Source organism: Paenalicyclobacillus macrosporangiidus (assembly GCF_900116805.1).
Taxonomy (GTDB): Bacteria; Bacillota; Bacilli; order Alicyclobacillales; family Alicyclobacillaceae; genus Alicyclobacillus_H; species Alicyclobacillus_H macrosporangiidus.
In genome coordinates this window covers 422,644-438,353 of sequence record NZ_FPBV01000001.1, presented here as the reverse complement: position 1 = coordinate 438,353, position 15,710 = coordinate 422,644, and the positions used below count along the sequence as shown (strand labels likewise).

Sequence of the window (15,710 nt, the reverse complement as noted above, 5' to 3'; positions counted from 1 at the left end):
TCTCCTCCTGCTCCCCCTGGATGTCTCCCGTCAAGGTCCTGCGCTCACGATTCCGGTTGGCTTGGTGCCGCAAACGCTGTCCGGAACGCCTCGCCCGCATGATCCCACAGGTCGGGGCGAAGCTGCTTCAAAAACCCGCCCACACGCGCCACCACTTCGTCGGGCACGCCGGTGAGATCGACCTGGCCCTTGACGGCCTTCTCCATCTTGTTGACCTGCTCCGCGAGCGACTTGAAGCCGACACCCGCCGCTTCGTCCACCCACAGGCGAAACGGCATCGCTCCGTGATACCCCTGACCGTCCGGGCCGCGCCGCAGCGTGATCCAAAACACCCACACATCGCGCGGATTCGGTACCTCCTCACGGTTCTTTACGAATGTCAGGCCCCGTTCCAAATTGCTTTTGGCATGGATGGCGCCATTGTCGATGAACACCCGTTCCCCGTCCACAAATACCGCGGACAAGCCCCGCAGCGCATCGTCGGAGCTGTGCTTCGACTTGCCGGTGAGATTGAGCTTCTCCAAGCCGCAGACCTCCCTTCGGTGGCCCAGACGCCGGAAGACCGGCGCAACACATCTTCATTATTTTAGCGTGATGCCTTTGGGATGTCACACCGAGACGCCCACTTCCTGCCCCCGGGGCGCATGACTTGCCCGGAAGTGGGGAACGTACAGGACAGATAGAGATGCACAGGGTAGGGGGAAGCCGATGAACAAGTTCATCCTCGGCGGCCTGTCCGCGTTGGTGTTCCTGGGGTTCACCGCGCTCCACGCGCCCGAGGCGCGGGCAGAGCACACCGTCGACAACACCCCGCTGCCATCCACCATCCGGGTGGCCATCCGGTCAGAGAACCCGAGCGGGGAATCGGATCCGCGGGGCCGCATCGTGTGGGTGCAGACCGTCCCGTTCGAGGAGTACTGCCAGGACGTCCTGCCCAACGAATGGGTGCCCTCGTGGCACGTGGAGGCATTGAAGGCGGGTGCGATGGCGGTCAAGATGTTCGCCTGGTACCATCACCTGCACCCCGTGACGATTGACGGCTTCACATTCGACGTCGACAATACGGTCAACTTCCAGAGCTTCCGCTACTGGTCCCGGCAGCCCGAGACCAACGCGGCGGTGCAGGCGGTGCGGAACGCGGCCTACGTCAAGCCAAACGGGGAGATCATCGAATTGAACTACCGCGCAGGTTATCGCAACAGCCCCAACTGGCAATACCGCAACGCGCAGAAGATGGCGCAGTGGGGCAGCCAGTACTGGGCGGAGCGAGGCCGCAACTGGGTCCAGATCCTGCAGTTCTACTATATGGATCGGACGCTGCGCTGGATTCGTTGAGGTGAAGGAGGAATGCGTGTGACCATCCGACACAGGTGGATTCTCGCCCTGACGCTGTGCACCGGGATTGCGTCGTGGACCGCGTGGCCTGTCCCTGCCGTGACAGCACAACCCCTCCCCGGCCCCGGATCCGGGCAAGTGCAACAGGCGCCGGCAGCCCCGGCCGTCCCAGAGAGCGATTCAGCCGCCCCGGAGATCCAGCGGCCATCCATGCCTGCCCCGTTGCCGCCGCCAACCCCTGGATCCGCCGAGACCCCGTTCAGCCCCTACGTCCCCTGGCCCACTTCGAAGCTGCGCGTGCGGGTGATGGACGGCCGGACGCAGCAGCCCCTGCAAGGGGCGGAGGTGGTGCTGATTGAAACCGAACAGCGAGCCACCACGGGGCCGGACGGCTACACCCAGTGGATGGACGCCCCCATCATCCGCAATCCCCGCTACCGGCCGTTGGTGGCGGAGCTGCACGGCCAACTGGGCGTCATCGCGTACAAAAACGGCTACCGGGACTCCATTCACCTCGGCATCCGGATGCACGAGGGCGTTCCGAGCGAGACGACGGTGTGGATGTACAAGCTGGGACCTGGAGACACGCGCGTGGAACCGGTGCTGTACCAGGTGCCTTACCACCACGTGTGGCTGGTGGAGTTGGCGGACAGGTTCCGCAGCAAGACGCAACCCGGCGAGGGGCCGGAGCGGCCGTGACGCGAAGCCCGGCCTCGCCGGCGGCCGGCCGGGCACAGCCGGCCGCGGTCTCTGGGAGATCCGCCTGAGGATGCGAGTCCGATCCGAAGCTCGCCCGGGCGCGGATCGCGCGCAGGCCCGGGGCATCAGAGGGCCGCGGCGATTCGCCGCGCCGCCTCCCGGAGTCTCGCCTCCTCATCCAACAGCCCAATCCGGACAAACCCTTCGCCGTGGGTGCCAAAGCCGATGCCCGGGGCGACCATGACGTCGGCGTGATCGAGCAGATGGTCGGCGAACCCGGCCGAGGTGTACCCTCGCGGCACCGGCATCCACACGAAAAACGACCCCTTCGGCGCCGGCACCTGAACACCGTGCCGCGCCAGTTCCCCGATAAACGCGTCCCGCCGGGACTGATACGTCTCCACCAATGCCCGTACGCAGTCCTGCGAACCCGTCAGGGCCGCGACCCCCGCCAGTTGGACGGCGGCAAAGACAGACACGTAATAGTGGTCCTGCATCAGGTTGATGGCCGATATGACATCGGAATTGCCGACGGCGAAGGCGAGGCGCCAGCCCGCCATGTTGTACGTCTTGCTCATGGTGTAGATCTCGATGCCCACCTGTTTGGCCCCCGGCGTCGCGAGGAAGGACGGCGGGCGGACGCCGTCGTATCCGATGGCACCGTAGGCGAAATCGTGCACCACGATGACGTCTCGCTCTTCCGCGAGCGCGACCGCTTCGGCGAAAAAGGATGCCGGCGCGACGGCGCCCGTCGGATTGTTGGGATAGTTGAGGAACCACAGCTTTGTCCGCCGCCACGCTGCGTCCGTGACGGCGCGAAGATCCGGAAGATACCCGGTTTCGGCGGTGATGGGATACGGGATGGCCTCACCGCCCGCCAATGCGATGCCGGAGAGGTAATCCGGATACCCGGGGTCGGGCACGAGCGCGGCATCGCCCGGATTGAGGTAGATTTCGCTCAGCTCCACGAGCCCGGTCTTGCCCCCGAAGAGGATGGCGACCTCCCGCTCGGGATCGACCTGTACCCCGTACTCCCGCTCGTAAAATTGGGACACCGCGCGCTTCAATGTGGGCAGTCCCGAGAACGGCGGGTACCGATGGGTTTTGGGATCGCGCGCCGCGTCGCGCAGCGCCTCGACCACATGGGATGGCGTCGGCAGATCCGGGTTGCCTTGCCCGAGGTTGATGACGTCTCGCCCCGCCCGTATCCGTTCATTGACCCGCGCCACCAAATCGGCAAAAAATTGTTTCGGCAACCGCTCCATTCGGTCGGCCATCGGTACACGCATGACACTCGACCCCCTCATCGCTGCTGTCCCATTCTCTCATTCCGGAGAGGGACATGCAATCCATCAGGAGTCCTCGTCACCGACGAGCCAGGAAGCCCCCGTGTCGTCCCCCGCGTACGCGCGAAACCGCGCATGGGCGTCGGGCCAAGCCTCGAGGGCCGCCATGGCTTCCTCCTTCGATCCATAGACCGGCGCGAACGTGTACCCGGCCGGGTGCCGCGCGCAATTCTCAATCACAATCTGCCACGCGTGATCGCCCACCTGATGCACGGCGTAGGGCAAACCGCCGATCTCCCGGACCGGTACACCGCGGACGTGCAGCATGCGAATCCCTCCCCTGTCCCGTCGGACGTGGTTTTGGGATCAGCGTGCCCACCCGCACGCCGGCCATGCGCCGCCTTGGCCACGGAAAGCTCAGTCAAACCGAAGTTTCCTGCGGCGCAGCGACACGCTCAGCGCGAGCCCGACCATCACGTAGTTCGCCACGACGGAACTGCCGCCGTAGCTGATGAACGGCAACGTGATGCCGGTGGACGGGCTGAGATACATGTCCATCCCGATGTTCTCAAACACCTGGAAGGCGAACATGCCGACCATGCCCATCACCAGGTAGGTGCCGAACGTATCCTGTGCCGTCCGGGCGATGCGCACCAACCGGTGCAGGAAGACGAGGAACAGGAAGATGAGCAGGCTCGAGCCCACGAACCCGAACTCCTCGGCGATGGCCGTGAAGATGTAGTCGTTCCACTGGTTCGGCACCCAGCCGCCGCGCGTCTCGATGCCGTTGAACAGGCCCTCGCCGAAGATCTGGCCGGAGCCCACAGCGATCTGCGCCTGGCGGACGTTGTAGCCGGTGTTCAGCGGATCGTACTGCGGATCCAGCCAGGTGACGATGCGGTCCGCCTGGAACGGTTTGAGCAGGTGATGCTTGACCAGCACCCCGTTCACGAACTGCTGGGCCTTGTCGGGAAACTGGGTGGCGACCACCACCAGTCCTGCAACGACCACGACGATGGTCGCGATGATCACCACGAAGTGTGAGCGTCGCGCGAAGACCGTGTACATCGTCCCCGCGATGGCGAACATCACCAGGGCCTGTCCCAGAGCCGGCTCCTTCAGCGTCAGCACGAACGGAATGGCGAACAAGACGAACACCTGCCAGGTGTTGCGCAGGCCGTAGTCGGGAAACTCCTGCTCATCCACGTTCGCCATGTGGCCCGCGATGGCGATGATCATCGTCAGCTTGGCGAACTCGGAAGGCTGCAGGCTGACCGGTCCGAAATCGAGCCAAGCGTGCGCCCCCTGAATGGCGGGCCGGGCGAACACGGCGAGCAACAGGAGGATGGAGAACCCGTACAACCACCACCGCCACTTGCGCAAGGACCGGTAATCGTACGCGACCACGAACCACATGACCACAAATCCCACGGTCTGCCACAGGATCTGCTTGGCCACCGGATGGCTCGGCATGTTGGCGCCCGATTTGCCGTACGTCGCCGCCAGCACGGCGAGGCACCCGAAGGCGCCGAGCGCCAGCACCGTGCCAATCAACGTGAAATCCAATTCCTTGAGATTCCGCTTCAGGATATCCACTTCGTCCTCCCGCCTTGCCGGCGTGGGCGCGCCGCCCACTGGGCACGAACGGCCACCCCTTGTCCGGGATCGTCCGTGACAATGCCATCCACGCCCAGATTGAACAGCCGTTCCATTTCAGCCGGCTCGTTGACCGTCCACACGTGCACCGGTAAGCCAGCCCGGTGCGCCCGCTCCACCCACCATCTCGTCAGCCACGGAATCCCCCGCATCCTGGACGGCACCTGCAGGACTCGGTACCTCACGCTTCCCAGCCCCGCGCCGGCGTGCAGGCGCAGTATCGCGGCCATGGCCTCGCAAGGGGACGCCCCCGTGGCGAGCCCACGGTGGATTTTGCGCAGTCGGTCCAGCACCCGGTGGTGAAACGAAGCCGCGAGCACGCGGCGCTCGGCCTGGCACTCCACCACTTCCCGCACGAATTGTGCGAGAGAAGGAGGGTCTTTCGGCTTGATTTCGATATTGAATCGCGCCTTCGGGAAGCGCGTCAACAGTTCACGGAGCGTGAGCATGCGGATGCCTCGGCCGCGATACGGGAACGTCCGCCCGTCCAGGGTGAATCGGTAGCCGAAGTCGAGCCGTCTCAGCTCGGACCAGGTCATGTCGCGGACCCGCCCGTGGCCGTCGCTCACGCGGTCGACCACATCGTCGTGAATGACGACAATCTCCCCGTCGCGCGTCCAGTGCACATCCGCCTCCAGGGCGTCCGCGCCGAGCAGGATGGCCGATTCGAATGCGGGCAGGGTATTCTCCGGTGCGTGCGCCGGGTCCCCCCGATGCGCCATGATCAACGGGCGCGGCAACGCGTCAAACGGACAGGGCTGTGCGGCCTTTCCCACGCCGTCTCCACCACCCAAGCCAATCTACCCCATTATATCCTTCCGCCTTCGCGGTGTGCACTGGACAATGTGGGCAGGTGCCCGGGCGCGTCACCGGACCGAACCTCTCCGTCTCTGCAGGGAACGCGCCTTCGCGCGTCGAACAAAGCACCCTTGTGGATCCTGGACGGGAAGGTGACGCGCATGCAGGTCAAACCGCACTCGATGGACTATCCCCTGTTTTTCACCGTGCTGATCCTCGTGGCGGTCGGTGTCCTGACCGTGTTCTCGGCCAGCTCCGCGAAAGCCCTACATGACCATCTGCCGGCCTCGTACTACGCCGTGCGCCAATTGGTGGCCGCCATCCTCGGGGTCGTCTTTCTCGCCGGCGTGGCCCACATCCCATACACCTTCTGGTACCGCCGCGCACCGCTCTTGGTGCTGGCGGGATACCTGTTGCTGTGCCTGGTGTTCGTCCCGCACATCGGCATGAACGAAGGCGGCGGCTGGCGTTGGATCGGCCGCGGCGGGCTTCACATGCAGCCCTCCGAGCTGGCCGTCATCTTCAACGTGATCTATCTCGCGTTTTTCTTCACCAAAAAAGCGGTCTTCGCCCACGACTTCAAAAAGGGCTACCTGCCCGCCCTCATCGTCACCGGCCTGACCTTCGCGCTCATCCTCCTCGAACCGGACATGGGCACGGCGATGACCCTGGCGTTCAGCAGCATCGTCGTGCTGTTCGCATCCGGCGTCGCCCTCCGCCCCTTGCTGGGCGTCGTCGGCGGCCTGGGGGTGGCCGGCGTCGTGCTCGCCTTTGTGGAGTCCTACCGGTCCGCCCGTGTCGCGGCCTGGCTGCACCCGTTCCAGTACGCGGACAGCATCGGCCTCCAATTGGTGCAGGGACTGACCGCCCTCTCGGCGGGCGGGTGGTTCGGCCGCGGCTACGACATGAGCATGGAGAAGCTCGGCTATCTCCCGGCGCCGTACACCGATTTCGTGTTCCCCGTGTTCGTCGAGGAGTGGGGGCTGGTGGGCGCCATCGCCCTGTTGTGCGCCTTTTGCTTCGTCATCTGGCGGGGCTTCATGACGGCCCGGTTCGCCAAGGACCGCTTCGGTGCACTGCTGGCCGCCGGGATCACCGGCATGCTCGCCATCAAGACGTTCGTCAACCTGGGAGCGGTCACCGGCCTCCTGCCGGTGACCGGCATTCCACTTCCCTTCATCAGCTACGGCGGCACCTCGCTGGTCATGAACCTGTTCGCCGTCGGATTGCTGCTGAGCGTTTCCAGGTATACATTGGAGGAAGAGCCTGAGGTCGATCCGCTGGCGGACGTGATTCCGGTGGAGGAAGCGCAAGCCCGCCGGACCGCGCGCCGCCCGGCGGACACCGGCGCCTCAGCGCGCGAACACGCCGGCACGCCGCAACACCGCCGCCCGGCGGAGGTCCATCCTCTCGCCTCCGCGCGCCGCTCCAAGGCTGGGGCGCCATCGCACGCCGACGATTCGCCCGTCTGGCGAAGCCGGCGCGAGTCGGCCGCCGCACAGGCGGCCCCGAGCCGTCCGTCGGCGCGCAGCCCCGTCCCTCCCGAGCGCACCTGGGCGGCGCGCCGCAAGCAGGACCCGCCCCATCCCCCGGCGCCGCGCGGGGGGCCCGGCGGGCGCGGCAAGACCAAATGGCGGGACCGATTCAGAAAGGAGCGCTGACATGAAGCCAATCGAGATGGGCCACGATGTGTGGATGATTGACCTGATGGAGCGGGACCAGCCGTGCCGGTCGGGGGCCTACATGATCCTCGACGAAAAGCCGACGTTGATTGAGACCGGGTCCGCCAAGTCGCACGAACGCTTGATCCAGGGCCTGCGCCAGCTCGGCCTCTCCCCTGCGGATTTGGCCTACGTCATTGTCACGCACGTCCACCTCGATCACGCGGGCGGCGCCGGCCACATGATGCAGGCGGCAACAAACGCCCAGCTGGTGGTCCATCCGCGGGGGGCGCGCCACATGATCAATCCCACCCGCCTGTGGGAAGGCGCCCGCGCCGTGTACGGGAGCCAGCTCGAAGCGTATTTCGGGTCCATTCTTCCCGTGCCTGAGGCGCGCGTCCTCATCCGCCAGCACGAGGAGACCCTGTCCATCGGGCGGCGGACCCTGACCTTCTACGACTCGCCGGGCCACGCCAAGCATCACTTCACCATCCTGGACCCGGTCTCCGACGCATTGTACGCCGGAGACGCCCTCGGCATCCGCTACCGGACCTGCTTCACCGGCTGGGACTTCGAGTGGGTGCTGCCCTCCACCTCGCCGGTCGATTTCGATCCCGATGCCGTCCACCGCACCGCCGCCATGCTCGCCGAGCTACCGTTCCAATGGGTGTACCACACCCATTTCGGCAGATCCCCGAAGGAAGAAGCCATCCGCGACACCGTACGCGGTGCGGACGCGTTTGCCGAGCTCATCGCCCGGGTGTACCAACCCGGCATCCATCCGGAGACGGTGATGAACGCCCTGCGCGCCTGGATCCGGGACGACCTCATCCGGCAGGGATACCGACCGGGCGACGACATCGACGTGCTCGACATCGACGTGGTCCTCGACGCCCTCGGTCTGATTCACTATGAACAACGCCGGCGCCAGGCCTAGCGTCCGCAGAGCGGAAAGCGCATCCGTACCGGATACGTCAAGCGGCCCCCCGCCCGCACGGACTCGAACAAGCAAAACGCCTCGACCGGCCATGCCAGGCCAGCCGTGACGCGTTCGGCCAAGGCGCGGGCGCGGGGCTCGAGCGCCGTCCAGGTATCTGCGTCCAACTGGCGGGCGAGGGTCAGGTGCGCCCGGTACGGGCGCTCCTCCAACCGGGCCCACGGCCGCGGCGCCACCTGGGCCCGCAGGGCCCGGTGGAGGGCCTCCAGCCCCGCCAGGCCGGCGTCCTCGCGGACACCGGCCCAGAGGATGCGTTTTTGCAGGAAGGTGCCCGCGCCGTTCAGCGTGATCGTCCAGGGCGCCACATGCGACGCCGCGGCCTGGCCGATGGCCTCGAGTTCCGGCAGGACAGCCTCGTCCAATTGGCCGAGGAACAGGCTCGTCACGTGATACAGGGCAGGTGGCGACCAGTTTCCCGCGCGGACGCCGAGCGTGCGCAGGTCCCGGCACAGTTCCGCCAGCCGCTGCCGGGCACCGTCCGCCACCTCGACGCCGAAGAACAGGCGCGGCACCTCAACGCCCCCCTGCGGCCGCTTCGTACGCCGTGCGGTCAAATCCGACGACGACGCGGTCCCCGTCGACGAGGATGGGCCGCTTGATGAGCTTCCCATCCTGGGACAGCAGGTGAAGCCACTCCTCGTCCGACAGGGTCTTGTCCTTCAGGCCGAGTTCCCGGTACCGCGTGCCTTGGCGGTTGATAAAGGCCGCGACTCCCTGTCCCGACGCCTCCACCCAGCGCCGCAATTGCTCGACGCTCGGGGGCTGCTCCACCAAATCGTGAAACGGGACCTCTATCCCGCGCTCCTGCAAAAACCGGTACGCGTTGCGGCACGTGGAACACCGCCGGTACCCGTAAAATTCCATCCCCATCCCCTCCTCTGCCGTTTACCGCTCCGGAAAATCGGTGCCAGCGACGATGGCCGCGACGACCTTCCCCAGGCCCTCCGCGTCCGTGTCCCGAAAACGGGCCGGCGTCGGGCTGTCGACGTCGAGCACCCCGACCAGACGCCCGTGCTGCACCATGGGCACCACGACCTCGGAGCGGGAGGCCGCGTCGCAGGCGATGTGCCCCGGGAACTGGAGGACATCCGGCACCACCACCGGCGCGCGCAGTTGGGCGGCCGTCCCGCACACCCCCTTGCCCATGGGAATGCGGATGCAGGCCGGCTTGCCTTGGAAGGGGCCGAGGACCAACTCCTGGTCCCGTTCCGACCACAGATAGAACCCGACCCAATTGATGTCCGTCAGGTGCAGGTGGAGCAACGCGGACACGTTCGCCAGATTGGCGACGGCGTCCCGCTCCCCGTCCGTCAGATGCTCGACCTGTTTGGCCAACGCATCGTAGAAGTCCTGCGGCGTCTCGGCTTCGATGGCGGCAAACGTGTGCATAAGTTCCCTCCTCGTGTGTCCGGCGCACGACCCATGGGCCGTCCTCTGGCGGATGCGCATTTATAGTATAATCCATATGGTGTTTTCGACACGCAGCGTGGAACCGGGAGGGATGGCGGGTTGTTCGGTGTGTGGATTGGAAAATGCACGGCGTTCTTGCTGCGCTTGGCGGGGCGGCGTGCCACCAGCCTGCCCGGCCGGGTGGCGCTCCGCTTCTCCCCGCGGCTTCTCGCAAAGCTCGGGCAGCAACTGGAGCGGTGCATCGTCGTCACCGGCACCAACGGCAAGACCACCACGGCGAATTTGCTCGCCGCCATCCTGCGCACGGAAGGTCCGATTGTGCACAACGCCGAAGGGGCCAACATGACCCAGGGCATCGTCACGGCTCTGCTGCAGCACACCGACTGGCTCGGGCGACTGCGGGTCCGCACAGCCCTGTTCGAGATCGACGAGGCCACCCTGCCTCAGGTGGCTCCGCATCTGCCCGTGCGGATCGCCGTGGTGACCAACGTCTTTCGCGACCAACTCGACCGCTACGGCGAGCTGGACGGCACCGTCTCCAAGCTCGTCGCGGGCCTCCAACAGACCGAGGCCGTGCTGGTGCTCGACGCGGACGACCCACTCGCGCATCACATCGGCATCACCAGCGGACGGCGGTGCGCCTACTACGGCCTCGCGCGCGATCACGCAGGTGAACCGCAACGGCGCCAGATGCGCGATGGCGCCTTCTGCCTGTCGTGCGGCGAACCTCTGCATTACGACGGCTACTTCTACGGCCAACTGGGGCTGTACCAGTGCCAAAACTGCGATTTCACGCGGCCCCTTCCCGATTTTCTCGGCCGCATTCAACATGACACCATCGAAATTCAGCAGAACCCCCTGCCGCGCATGCGCTTCCAGCTGCCGACGCGGGGCCTATACAACGTGTACAACGTTCTGGCGGCCGTCAGCGCCGCCCGCGTTTGCGGCTTCAACGCGGACCAGATTGCGAAAGGCCTCGCCGCCTACCAGTCGCCCGTGGGCCGGATGCAGGTCTTTCGGACCAGCCCCGTGAGCGTGCTCAACCTGGTCAAAAACCCCGCCGGGTGCGACAGCGTCCTCCAGGCCGTGGGGGCAGAACCGGGCGACAAGGTGCTGTGGATCGCCATCAACGACCAGGCGGCCGACGGCAGGGACGTATCCTGGCTGTGGGACACGGATTTTGAACAGGTGGCCGAAGACCGCCGGATTCAATTCATCGTCACCAGCGGCATGCGCGCGGAGGACATGGCACTGCGCCTGAAGTACGCGGGCGTGCCGGTGGACCGGCTGCGGGCGGTGCCCGACCTGGAGGCCGGCCTGGAGGAAGCCTTCACCGTCAGCCGCCAGCTCGGCGGGCTGCCGCTGTACTGCCTGGCCACGTACACGGCGCTCTATCCCACGGCACAATGGCTCGAGAGGAGCGTGTCTCCCGTTGTCCCGCTCACTGCGCATCGCCCATCTGTATCCTGAGCTGCTCAATCTGTACGCCGACCGCGGCAACATCCTGACCCTGCGCCGCCGCTGCGAATGGCGGGGCATCCCGGTGGAGGTCGAGGAGATCACGGCGGGGGAACCGCTTCACCTGTCCCGGTACCACCTGGTGCTCCTCGGCGGCGGTTCAGACCGCGAGCAGGAGATCGTCGCGCGTACCCTGGTCGCGGGGCGCACCGAGTGGGCCAGCGCCGTAGCGGCCGGACTGCCCGTGCTCGCCGTCTGCGGCGGGTACCAGTTGCTCGGGGAGTACTATGAATTGCCTGGGGGAGAAAAGGTGCCGGGCTTGGCGGTGCTCGATCTCCACACCGTCGCGGGGGAACCGCGGCTCATCGGCAACATCGCCATCGAGTCGCCGGTGTGCGGGACCATCGTGGGGTTTGAGAACCACGGGGGACGCACCCGCCACCGGCATGAGCCGCTCGGCCGCGTGCTGGCCGGACATGGCAACAACGGCGAGGACGGCCAGGAAGGGGTTCGCCACCTCAACGTTTTCGGCACCTACATCCACGGACCCCTGCTGCCGAAAAACCCGCGGCTGGCCGACTGGATCCTGCAGACGGCGCTGGACTACGCCGGGATTGCGGCAGATCTGGCCCCCTTGCCGGACGAGCTGGAGCGAGCGGCGCACGAGGCGTTTCTCGCTCGCCGCATCACGTCCGAACCCGCCCGGCCGACCGGCCTCAGGGAGAATTCCGCCGCTCCACGACCCCGACCGTACACCGGGAAACGCAGATGAGGCGCCCGTCCTCGTCGCAGATGCGGATGTCCCACACCATGGTGGTGCGGCCCTTGTGCAGCGGCGTGGCGGTGGCCGTGACGAACCCGTCCTTCTTGGAACGCACGTGGTTGGCGTTGATCTCGATGCCCACCGCCGCCTGCCGCTCCTGATCGATGTTCAACCACGTGCCAAGGCTGGCTGCCGTCTCGGCCAACGCCACCGAAGCACCGCCGTGCAACAGCCCGAACGGCTGATGCGTGGGCCCTGCCACAGGCATTCTCATCACCACGCGGTCCGGATTCAACTCCACCGTCTCGATGCCCAATGCCTCCATCAGCGTGTCAGCCATGTCCGCATCTCCTCCTCATCCATCCAGGCAAACGAGTCCTCCGTGCGCCCGGAAGGGATGTACTCCAACCCGACGTATCCCGAATAGCCGGATTGGGCCACCGCCGCCAAGACGTTGCGATAGTGAATCTCCCCTGTCCCCGGTTCGTGCCGGCCCGGATTGTCGGCAATCTGAACGTGTCCCACCAGGTCCCGCACCGCGCGGTAGGTGGCCAAAAGCTCCCCTTGACTGCGCTGGACATGGTAGAAGTCGAACTGCAGCCGGACGTTGTCCCGGCCGACCTCCTGCAGGAGATCCACCGCCCGCCCCACGGCCGGCAGGGCAAACCCCGGCATGTCCCGCGCGTTGCACGCCTCGACCATCACCGTCCGCCCGTATCGGCCCAACCGCTCCGCGGCGTACCGGATATTCTCCACCAGAATCGGCCACACGTCCTCCGGCTCTTGCCCGTCCGGCACTCGCCCGGCCATACAGTGAACCCTCAGGCAACCGAGCGCCTCCGCATACTCGATGGCCGTCTCGACGCTGTCGCGAAACGCCTCCCGGCGGTCGGGATCGCACGCGAGCCCCCGGTCGCCCGCCGCCCAGTCGCCCGCGGGCAGGTTGAAGAGGACGACCTCCACGCCCGCTTCCCTCAAGGCGTGGCGCAGCTCATCCGGCCGATGCGCGTATGGAAACTGAACTTCCACCGCGCAAAAACCGGCCGCGCGTGCGCGCCCGAACCGTTCGAGAAACGGCACCTCCAGAAACAGCAACGACAGATTGGGCGCCGCGCGCACCGCTCCCGCCTCCTTTCGGATCCTCCAGTCAAACTACGGCAGCCACCCGCCACGCGGGTGGCTGCCCGATTGCGGTGACCGTCAATCGTTTTCTTTATACAACTTCTTCAGCTCTTCGATCACGCCGGGATCCGCCAGCGTGGTCGTGTCTCCGATGACCCGCCCCTCGGCGATGTCCCGCAACAGGCGGCGCATGATCTTGGCGCTGCGGGTCTTCGGGAGTTCCGCCGTGAAGATGATCTCCTCCGGCCGGGCCAAGGCCCCAATCTTGTCGACCACGTGCTGTTTGAGCTCCTTGGCGAGCGCTTCGTCGGCCGTCACCCCCTCCTTGACGGTGACAAATGCCGTGATGGCCTGTCCCTTGACCTCGTGCGAGCGGCCGATGACCGCCGCCTCCGCCACAGCCGGGTGATCCACCAGGGCGCTCTCCACCTCCATCGTGCCGATCCGGTGGCCGGACACGTTGATGACGTCGTCGATGCGGCCGAGCACCCAGAAGTACCCGTCCTCGTCGACGCGTGCCCCGTCGCCCGCCAGGTACACCCCCGGAAACTTCCCGAAGTACGAGCGGCGGAACCGTTCATCGTCTCTCCAAATGGTGCGCATCATCGACGGCCACGGCTTGGTGATGACGAGGTATCCGCCGTGTCCCAGTTCGACCGGATTCCCCTCCTCGTCCAGCACGGCCGCGGAAATGCCGGGCACCGGACGCGTCACCGAACCCGGTTTGGCCGCCACCAGACCTGGCAGCGGCGCAATCATGGCGCAGCCCGTCTCCGTCTGCCACCAGGTGTCGACAATTGGCGCCCGTCCCCCGCCGATGTGCTCGTGATACCACATCCACGCCTCCGGATTCATGGGCTCCCCCACGGACCCCATCAGGCGGATGGAGGACAGGTCGTACTGCGCGGGGATCTCCGGTCCCCACTTCATGAAGGTGCGGATGGAAGTCGGCGCCGTGTAGAAGATGGTCACCCCGTACTTCTCGACAATTTCCCAGAACCGCCCGCGGTGCGGCCAGTCGGGTGCGCCTTCGTACATGACCACGGTGGCGCCGGCTGTCAGCGGCCCGTATACGACATACGTGTGGCCGGTCACCCAGCCGATGTCGGCCGTGCAGAAGAACACGTCCGTATCTTTCAGGTCGAAGACGCTGCGCAGCGACGTGTTGGCGCCGACCAGATATCCGCCGGTGCTGTGCACGATGCCCTTCGGCTTGCCGGTCGTGCCCGAGGTGTAGAGCAAGAACAGCACGTCCTCCGCGTCCATGGGTTCGGCCGGGTACGGCGTCTTCGGCATCTGGGCAGCCAGTTCATCCCAATAGACGTCGCGGCCGGGCGTCATCTTGGCCCCGGAAGCTTCCCCGACCCGCCGGACCACCAACACCTTCTCCACGGCCGTCCCGGCGACGGCCTCGTCCGCGTTGGCCTTGAGCGGGATCTGGCCGCCGCGCCGCCAACCGGCGTCCGCGGTGATCAGCACGCGCGCATCGGCGTCGAGAATCCGCTCGCGCAGGGACTTGGCCGAGAACCCGCCGAACACCACGGAGTGAATGGCGCCGATCTTGGCACACGCCAAAACGGAGATAGCCAGCTCCGGGATCATCGGCAGATAGATGGTCACCCGGTCTCCCTTGCGAACCCCCAGGTGGTGCAGCATGTGGGCTGCGCGATCGACCTCGCGCCCCAGCATGTCGTACGTATACACGCGGCTGTCGCCGGGCTCCCCTTCCCACAGGATGGCGGCCTTGTTCTTGCGCGGCCCCTCCCGATGCCGGTCGACCGCATTGTACGCGGCATTCAGCTTACCCCCGATGAACCATTTCGCGTGCGGCGGATCCCACTCCAGCACCTTCGTGAACGGCTCAAACCAGGTCAGATGCTGGGCCTGTTCTGCCCAATACGCCTCCGGATCGGCCGCCGCGCGTTCATACACGGACGGGTCGTTGAAATTGGCCTGTGCCCGGAACGCTTCCGAAGGCGGAAAGACCCGGGACTCACTCAGCAGCGCGTCGAGCTGATTCGATTCTGCGGACACGCGTTCTCCTCCCTTCCTCCATCTTCCCCGCCGCGCCCCAGCGCTGCCGTGACGGGCATGCAGGCGCAACCGCTTTCAATCCGTTCAGCCGGCGGCGCCCCATCCCCTTGAAACGCATGGGGAACCTCGGCGTATGGAAAGACGAAAACATTCTGTATAATCCTCTCTAGCATAGCACAGGCCAACCTTGGTATGCCAGGCTATGCGGCCTCCGTCCGGCGGCGCAGCAACACGTGTTCCAACAGCAGGACCAGAATCACGCCGACAATGAGGCCGTTGTCGAGCAGATAGGCGAGCACCACCGGGACAGTCACCACGCTCGCGAGCATGAACATCAACCACTGCACCGCGGTAAGCGTGGTCACGGTTCAACCCGGCCGGCTCTCCAGCGGGAAAAAGCGTCCTTCCACGCCCTCACCTCCACAACGGAATGTTTTCCCGTCCCCTGTGTGCAAAGTGCATTATACTGAACTTTGGCGCGCCTCCGTACA

The 15,710-nt window shown here is 66.0% G+C and carries 18 protein-coding genes; 6 read left to right on the top strand and 12 right to left on the bottom strand.

Going from position 1 to position 15,710, the window contains the following annotated elements:
* Nucleotides 1-44 precede the first annotated feature (44 nt).
* On the bottom strand, nt 45-524 hold the full coding sequence (locus BM357_RS01980; protein ID WP_074949014.1) for a YwhD family protein: 480 nt from the start codon (nt 522-524) through the stop codon (nt 45-47).
* Nucleotides 525-708: 184 nt separating this feature from the next.
* Between BM357_RS01980 and BM357_RS01975 the strand changes: the two genes are divergently transcribed.
* Both BM357_RS01975 and BM357_RS19645 read left to right on the top strand, forming a co-directional pair.
* Nucleotides 709-1,335 carry a SpoIID/LytB domain-containing protein gene (locus BM357_RS01975; protein ID WP_074949013.1) on the top strand — a complete coding sequence of 209 codons (627 nt, stop codon included), beginning with the start codon at nt 709-711 and terminating at the stop codon, nt 1,333-1,335.
* A gap of 18 nt (nt 1,336-1,353) precedes the next feature.
* Nucleotides 1,354-2,034: a hypothetical protein gene (locus BM357_RS19645; RefSeq protein WP_175511407.1), complete on the top strand. Its 681-nt coding sequence runs from the start codon at nt 1,354-1,356 to the stop codon at nt 2,032-2,034.
* A gap of 125 nt (nt 2,035-2,159) precedes the next feature.
* Here BM357_RS19645 and BM357_RS01965 read toward each other — a convergent pair whose 3' ends face one another.
* From BM357_RS01965 to BM357_RS01950, 4 genes are all read right to left on the bottom strand, one after another.
* Nucleotides 2,160-3,323 carry a pyridoxal phosphate-dependent aminotransferase gene (locus BM357_RS01965; protein ID WP_074949012.1) on the bottom strand — a complete coding sequence of 388 codons (1,164 nt, stop codon included), beginning with the start codon at nt 3,321-3,323 and terminating at the stop codon, nt 2,160-2,162.
* A gap of 63 nt (nt 3,324-3,386) precedes the next feature.
* A complete protein-coding gene (locus BM357_RS01960; RefSeq protein WP_074949010.1) occupies nt 3,387-3,647 on the bottom strand; it encodes a hypothetical protein in 261 nt (86 codons plus the stop codon).
* A gap of 90 nt (nt 3,648-3,737) precedes the next feature.
* Nucleotides 3,738-4,916 carry an FtsW/RodA/SpoVE family cell cycle protein gene (locus BM357_RS01955; protein ID WP_074949008.1) on the bottom strand — a complete coding sequence of 393 codons (1,179 nt, stop codon included), beginning with the start codon at nt 4,914-4,916 and terminating at the stop codon, nt 3,738-3,740.
* The gene (locus BM357_RS01950) at nt 4,904-5,752 is read right to left on the bottom strand and encodes a glycerophosphodiester phosphodiesterase family protein (RefSeq protein ID WP_245783796.1); all 849 of its coding nucleotides are present in this window, start codon (nt 5,750-5,752) and stop codon (nt 4,904-4,906) included. The genes BM357_RS01955 and BM357_RS01950 overlap by 13 nt, the downstream gene beginning before the upstream one ends.
* Before the next feature lie 183 nt (nt 5,753-5,935).
* On the opposite strand from BM357_RS01950, the gene BM357_RS01945 reads away from it, so the two are divergent.
* Both BM357_RS01945 and BM357_RS01940 read left to right on the top strand, forming a co-directional pair.
* Entirely contained in the window at nt 5,936-7,435 is a 1,500-nt protein-coding gene (locus tag BM357_RS01945; protein ID WP_074949006.1) for an FtsW/RodA/SpoVE family cell cycle protein, read from the top strand.
* A 1-nt stretch (nt 7,436) separates the two neighbouring features.
* Nucleotides 7,437-8,372 carry an MBL fold metallo-hydrolase gene (locus tag BM357_RS01940; protein WP_074949004.1) on the top strand — a complete coding sequence of 312 codons (936 nt, stop codon included), beginning with the start codon at nt 7,437-7,439 and terminating at the stop codon, nt 8,370-8,372.
* Here the strand turns inward: BM357_RS01940 and thpR are convergent.
* The 3 genes from thpR to BM357_RS01925 are packed head-to-tail and all read right to left on the bottom strand — an operon-like array spanning nt 8,369 to nt 9,821.
* Nucleotides 8,369-8,944: an RNA 2',3'-cyclic phosphodiesterase gene (gene thpR, locus BM357_RS01935; RefSeq protein WP_074949002.1), complete on the bottom strand. Its 576-nt coding sequence runs from the start codon at nt 8,942-8,944 to the stop codon at nt 8,369-8,371. The two genes, BM357_RS01940 and thpR, sit on opposite strands and share 4 nt — an antisense overlap.
* Before the next feature lies 1 nt (nt 8,945).
* Entirely contained in the window at nt 8,946-9,296 is a 351-nt protein-coding gene (locus BM357_RS01930; protein WP_425426481.1) for an arsenate reductase family protein, read from the bottom strand.
* 21 nt (nt 9,297-9,317) lie between these two features.
* Complete coding sequence (locus BM357_RS01925) at nt 9,318-9,821, bottom strand: GAF domain-containing protein (protein WP_074948998.1); 504 nt, start codon at nt 9,819-9,821, stop codon at nt 9,318-9,320.
* 129 nt (nt 9,822-9,950) lie between these two features.
* Here BM357_RS01925 and BM357_RS01920 point away from each other — a divergent pair, with 129 nt between their 5' ends.
* Together BM357_RS01920 and BM357_RS01915 are read left to right on the top strand one after the other, a co-directional pair.
* Nucleotides 9,951-11,312, top strand: a complete 1,362-nt coding sequence (locus BM357_RS01920) for a MurT ligase domain-containing protein (RefSeq protein ID WP_245783801.1) — start codon at nt 9,951-9,953, stop codon at nt 11,310-11,312.
* Nucleotides 11,275-12,072 (top strand): type 1 glutamine amidotransferase, encoded by a 798-nt coding sequence (locus BM357_RS01915; protein WP_074948994.1) that lies wholly within the window; start codon nt 11,275-11,277, stop codon nt 12,070-12,072. The genes BM357_RS01920 and BM357_RS01915 overlap by 38 nt, the downstream gene beginning before the upstream one ends.
* Here BM357_RS01915 and BM357_RS01910 read toward each other — a convergent pair.
* The 4 genes from BM357_RS01910 to BM357_RS19640 all read right to left on the bottom strand — a co-directional run bounded on the left by BM357_RS01910 (nt 12,017) and on the right by BM357_RS19640 (nt 15,584).
* Entirely contained in the window at nt 12,017-12,403 is a 387-nt protein-coding gene (locus tag BM357_RS01910; protein WP_074949288.1) for a hotdog fold thioesterase, read from the bottom strand. The genes BM357_RS01915 and BM357_RS01910 overlap by 56 nt on opposite strands.
* On the bottom strand, nt 12,388-13,182 hold the full coding sequence (locus BM357_RS01905) for a hydroxypyruvate isomerase family protein (protein WP_074948992.1): 795 nt from the start codon (nt 13,180-13,182) through the stop codon (nt 12,388-12,390). Before BM357_RS01905 ends, BM357_RS01910 begins: the two co-directional genes overlap by 16 nt.
* A gap of 81 nt (nt 13,183-13,263) precedes the next feature.
* Nucleotides 13,264-15,219: an acetate--CoA ligase gene (acs, locus tag BM357_RS01900; protein ID WP_074948990.1), complete on the bottom strand. Its 1,956-nt coding sequence runs from the start codon at nt 15,217-15,219 to the stop codon at nt 13,264-13,266.
* Nucleotides 15,220-15,419: 200 nt separating this feature from the next.
* Nucleotides 15,420-15,584: a hypothetical protein gene (locus BM357_RS19640; RefSeq protein ID WP_175511406.1), complete on the bottom strand. Its 165-nt coding sequence runs from the start codon at nt 15,582-15,584 to the stop codon at nt 15,420-15,422.
* Nucleotides 15,585-15,710 lie beyond the last annotated feature (126 nt).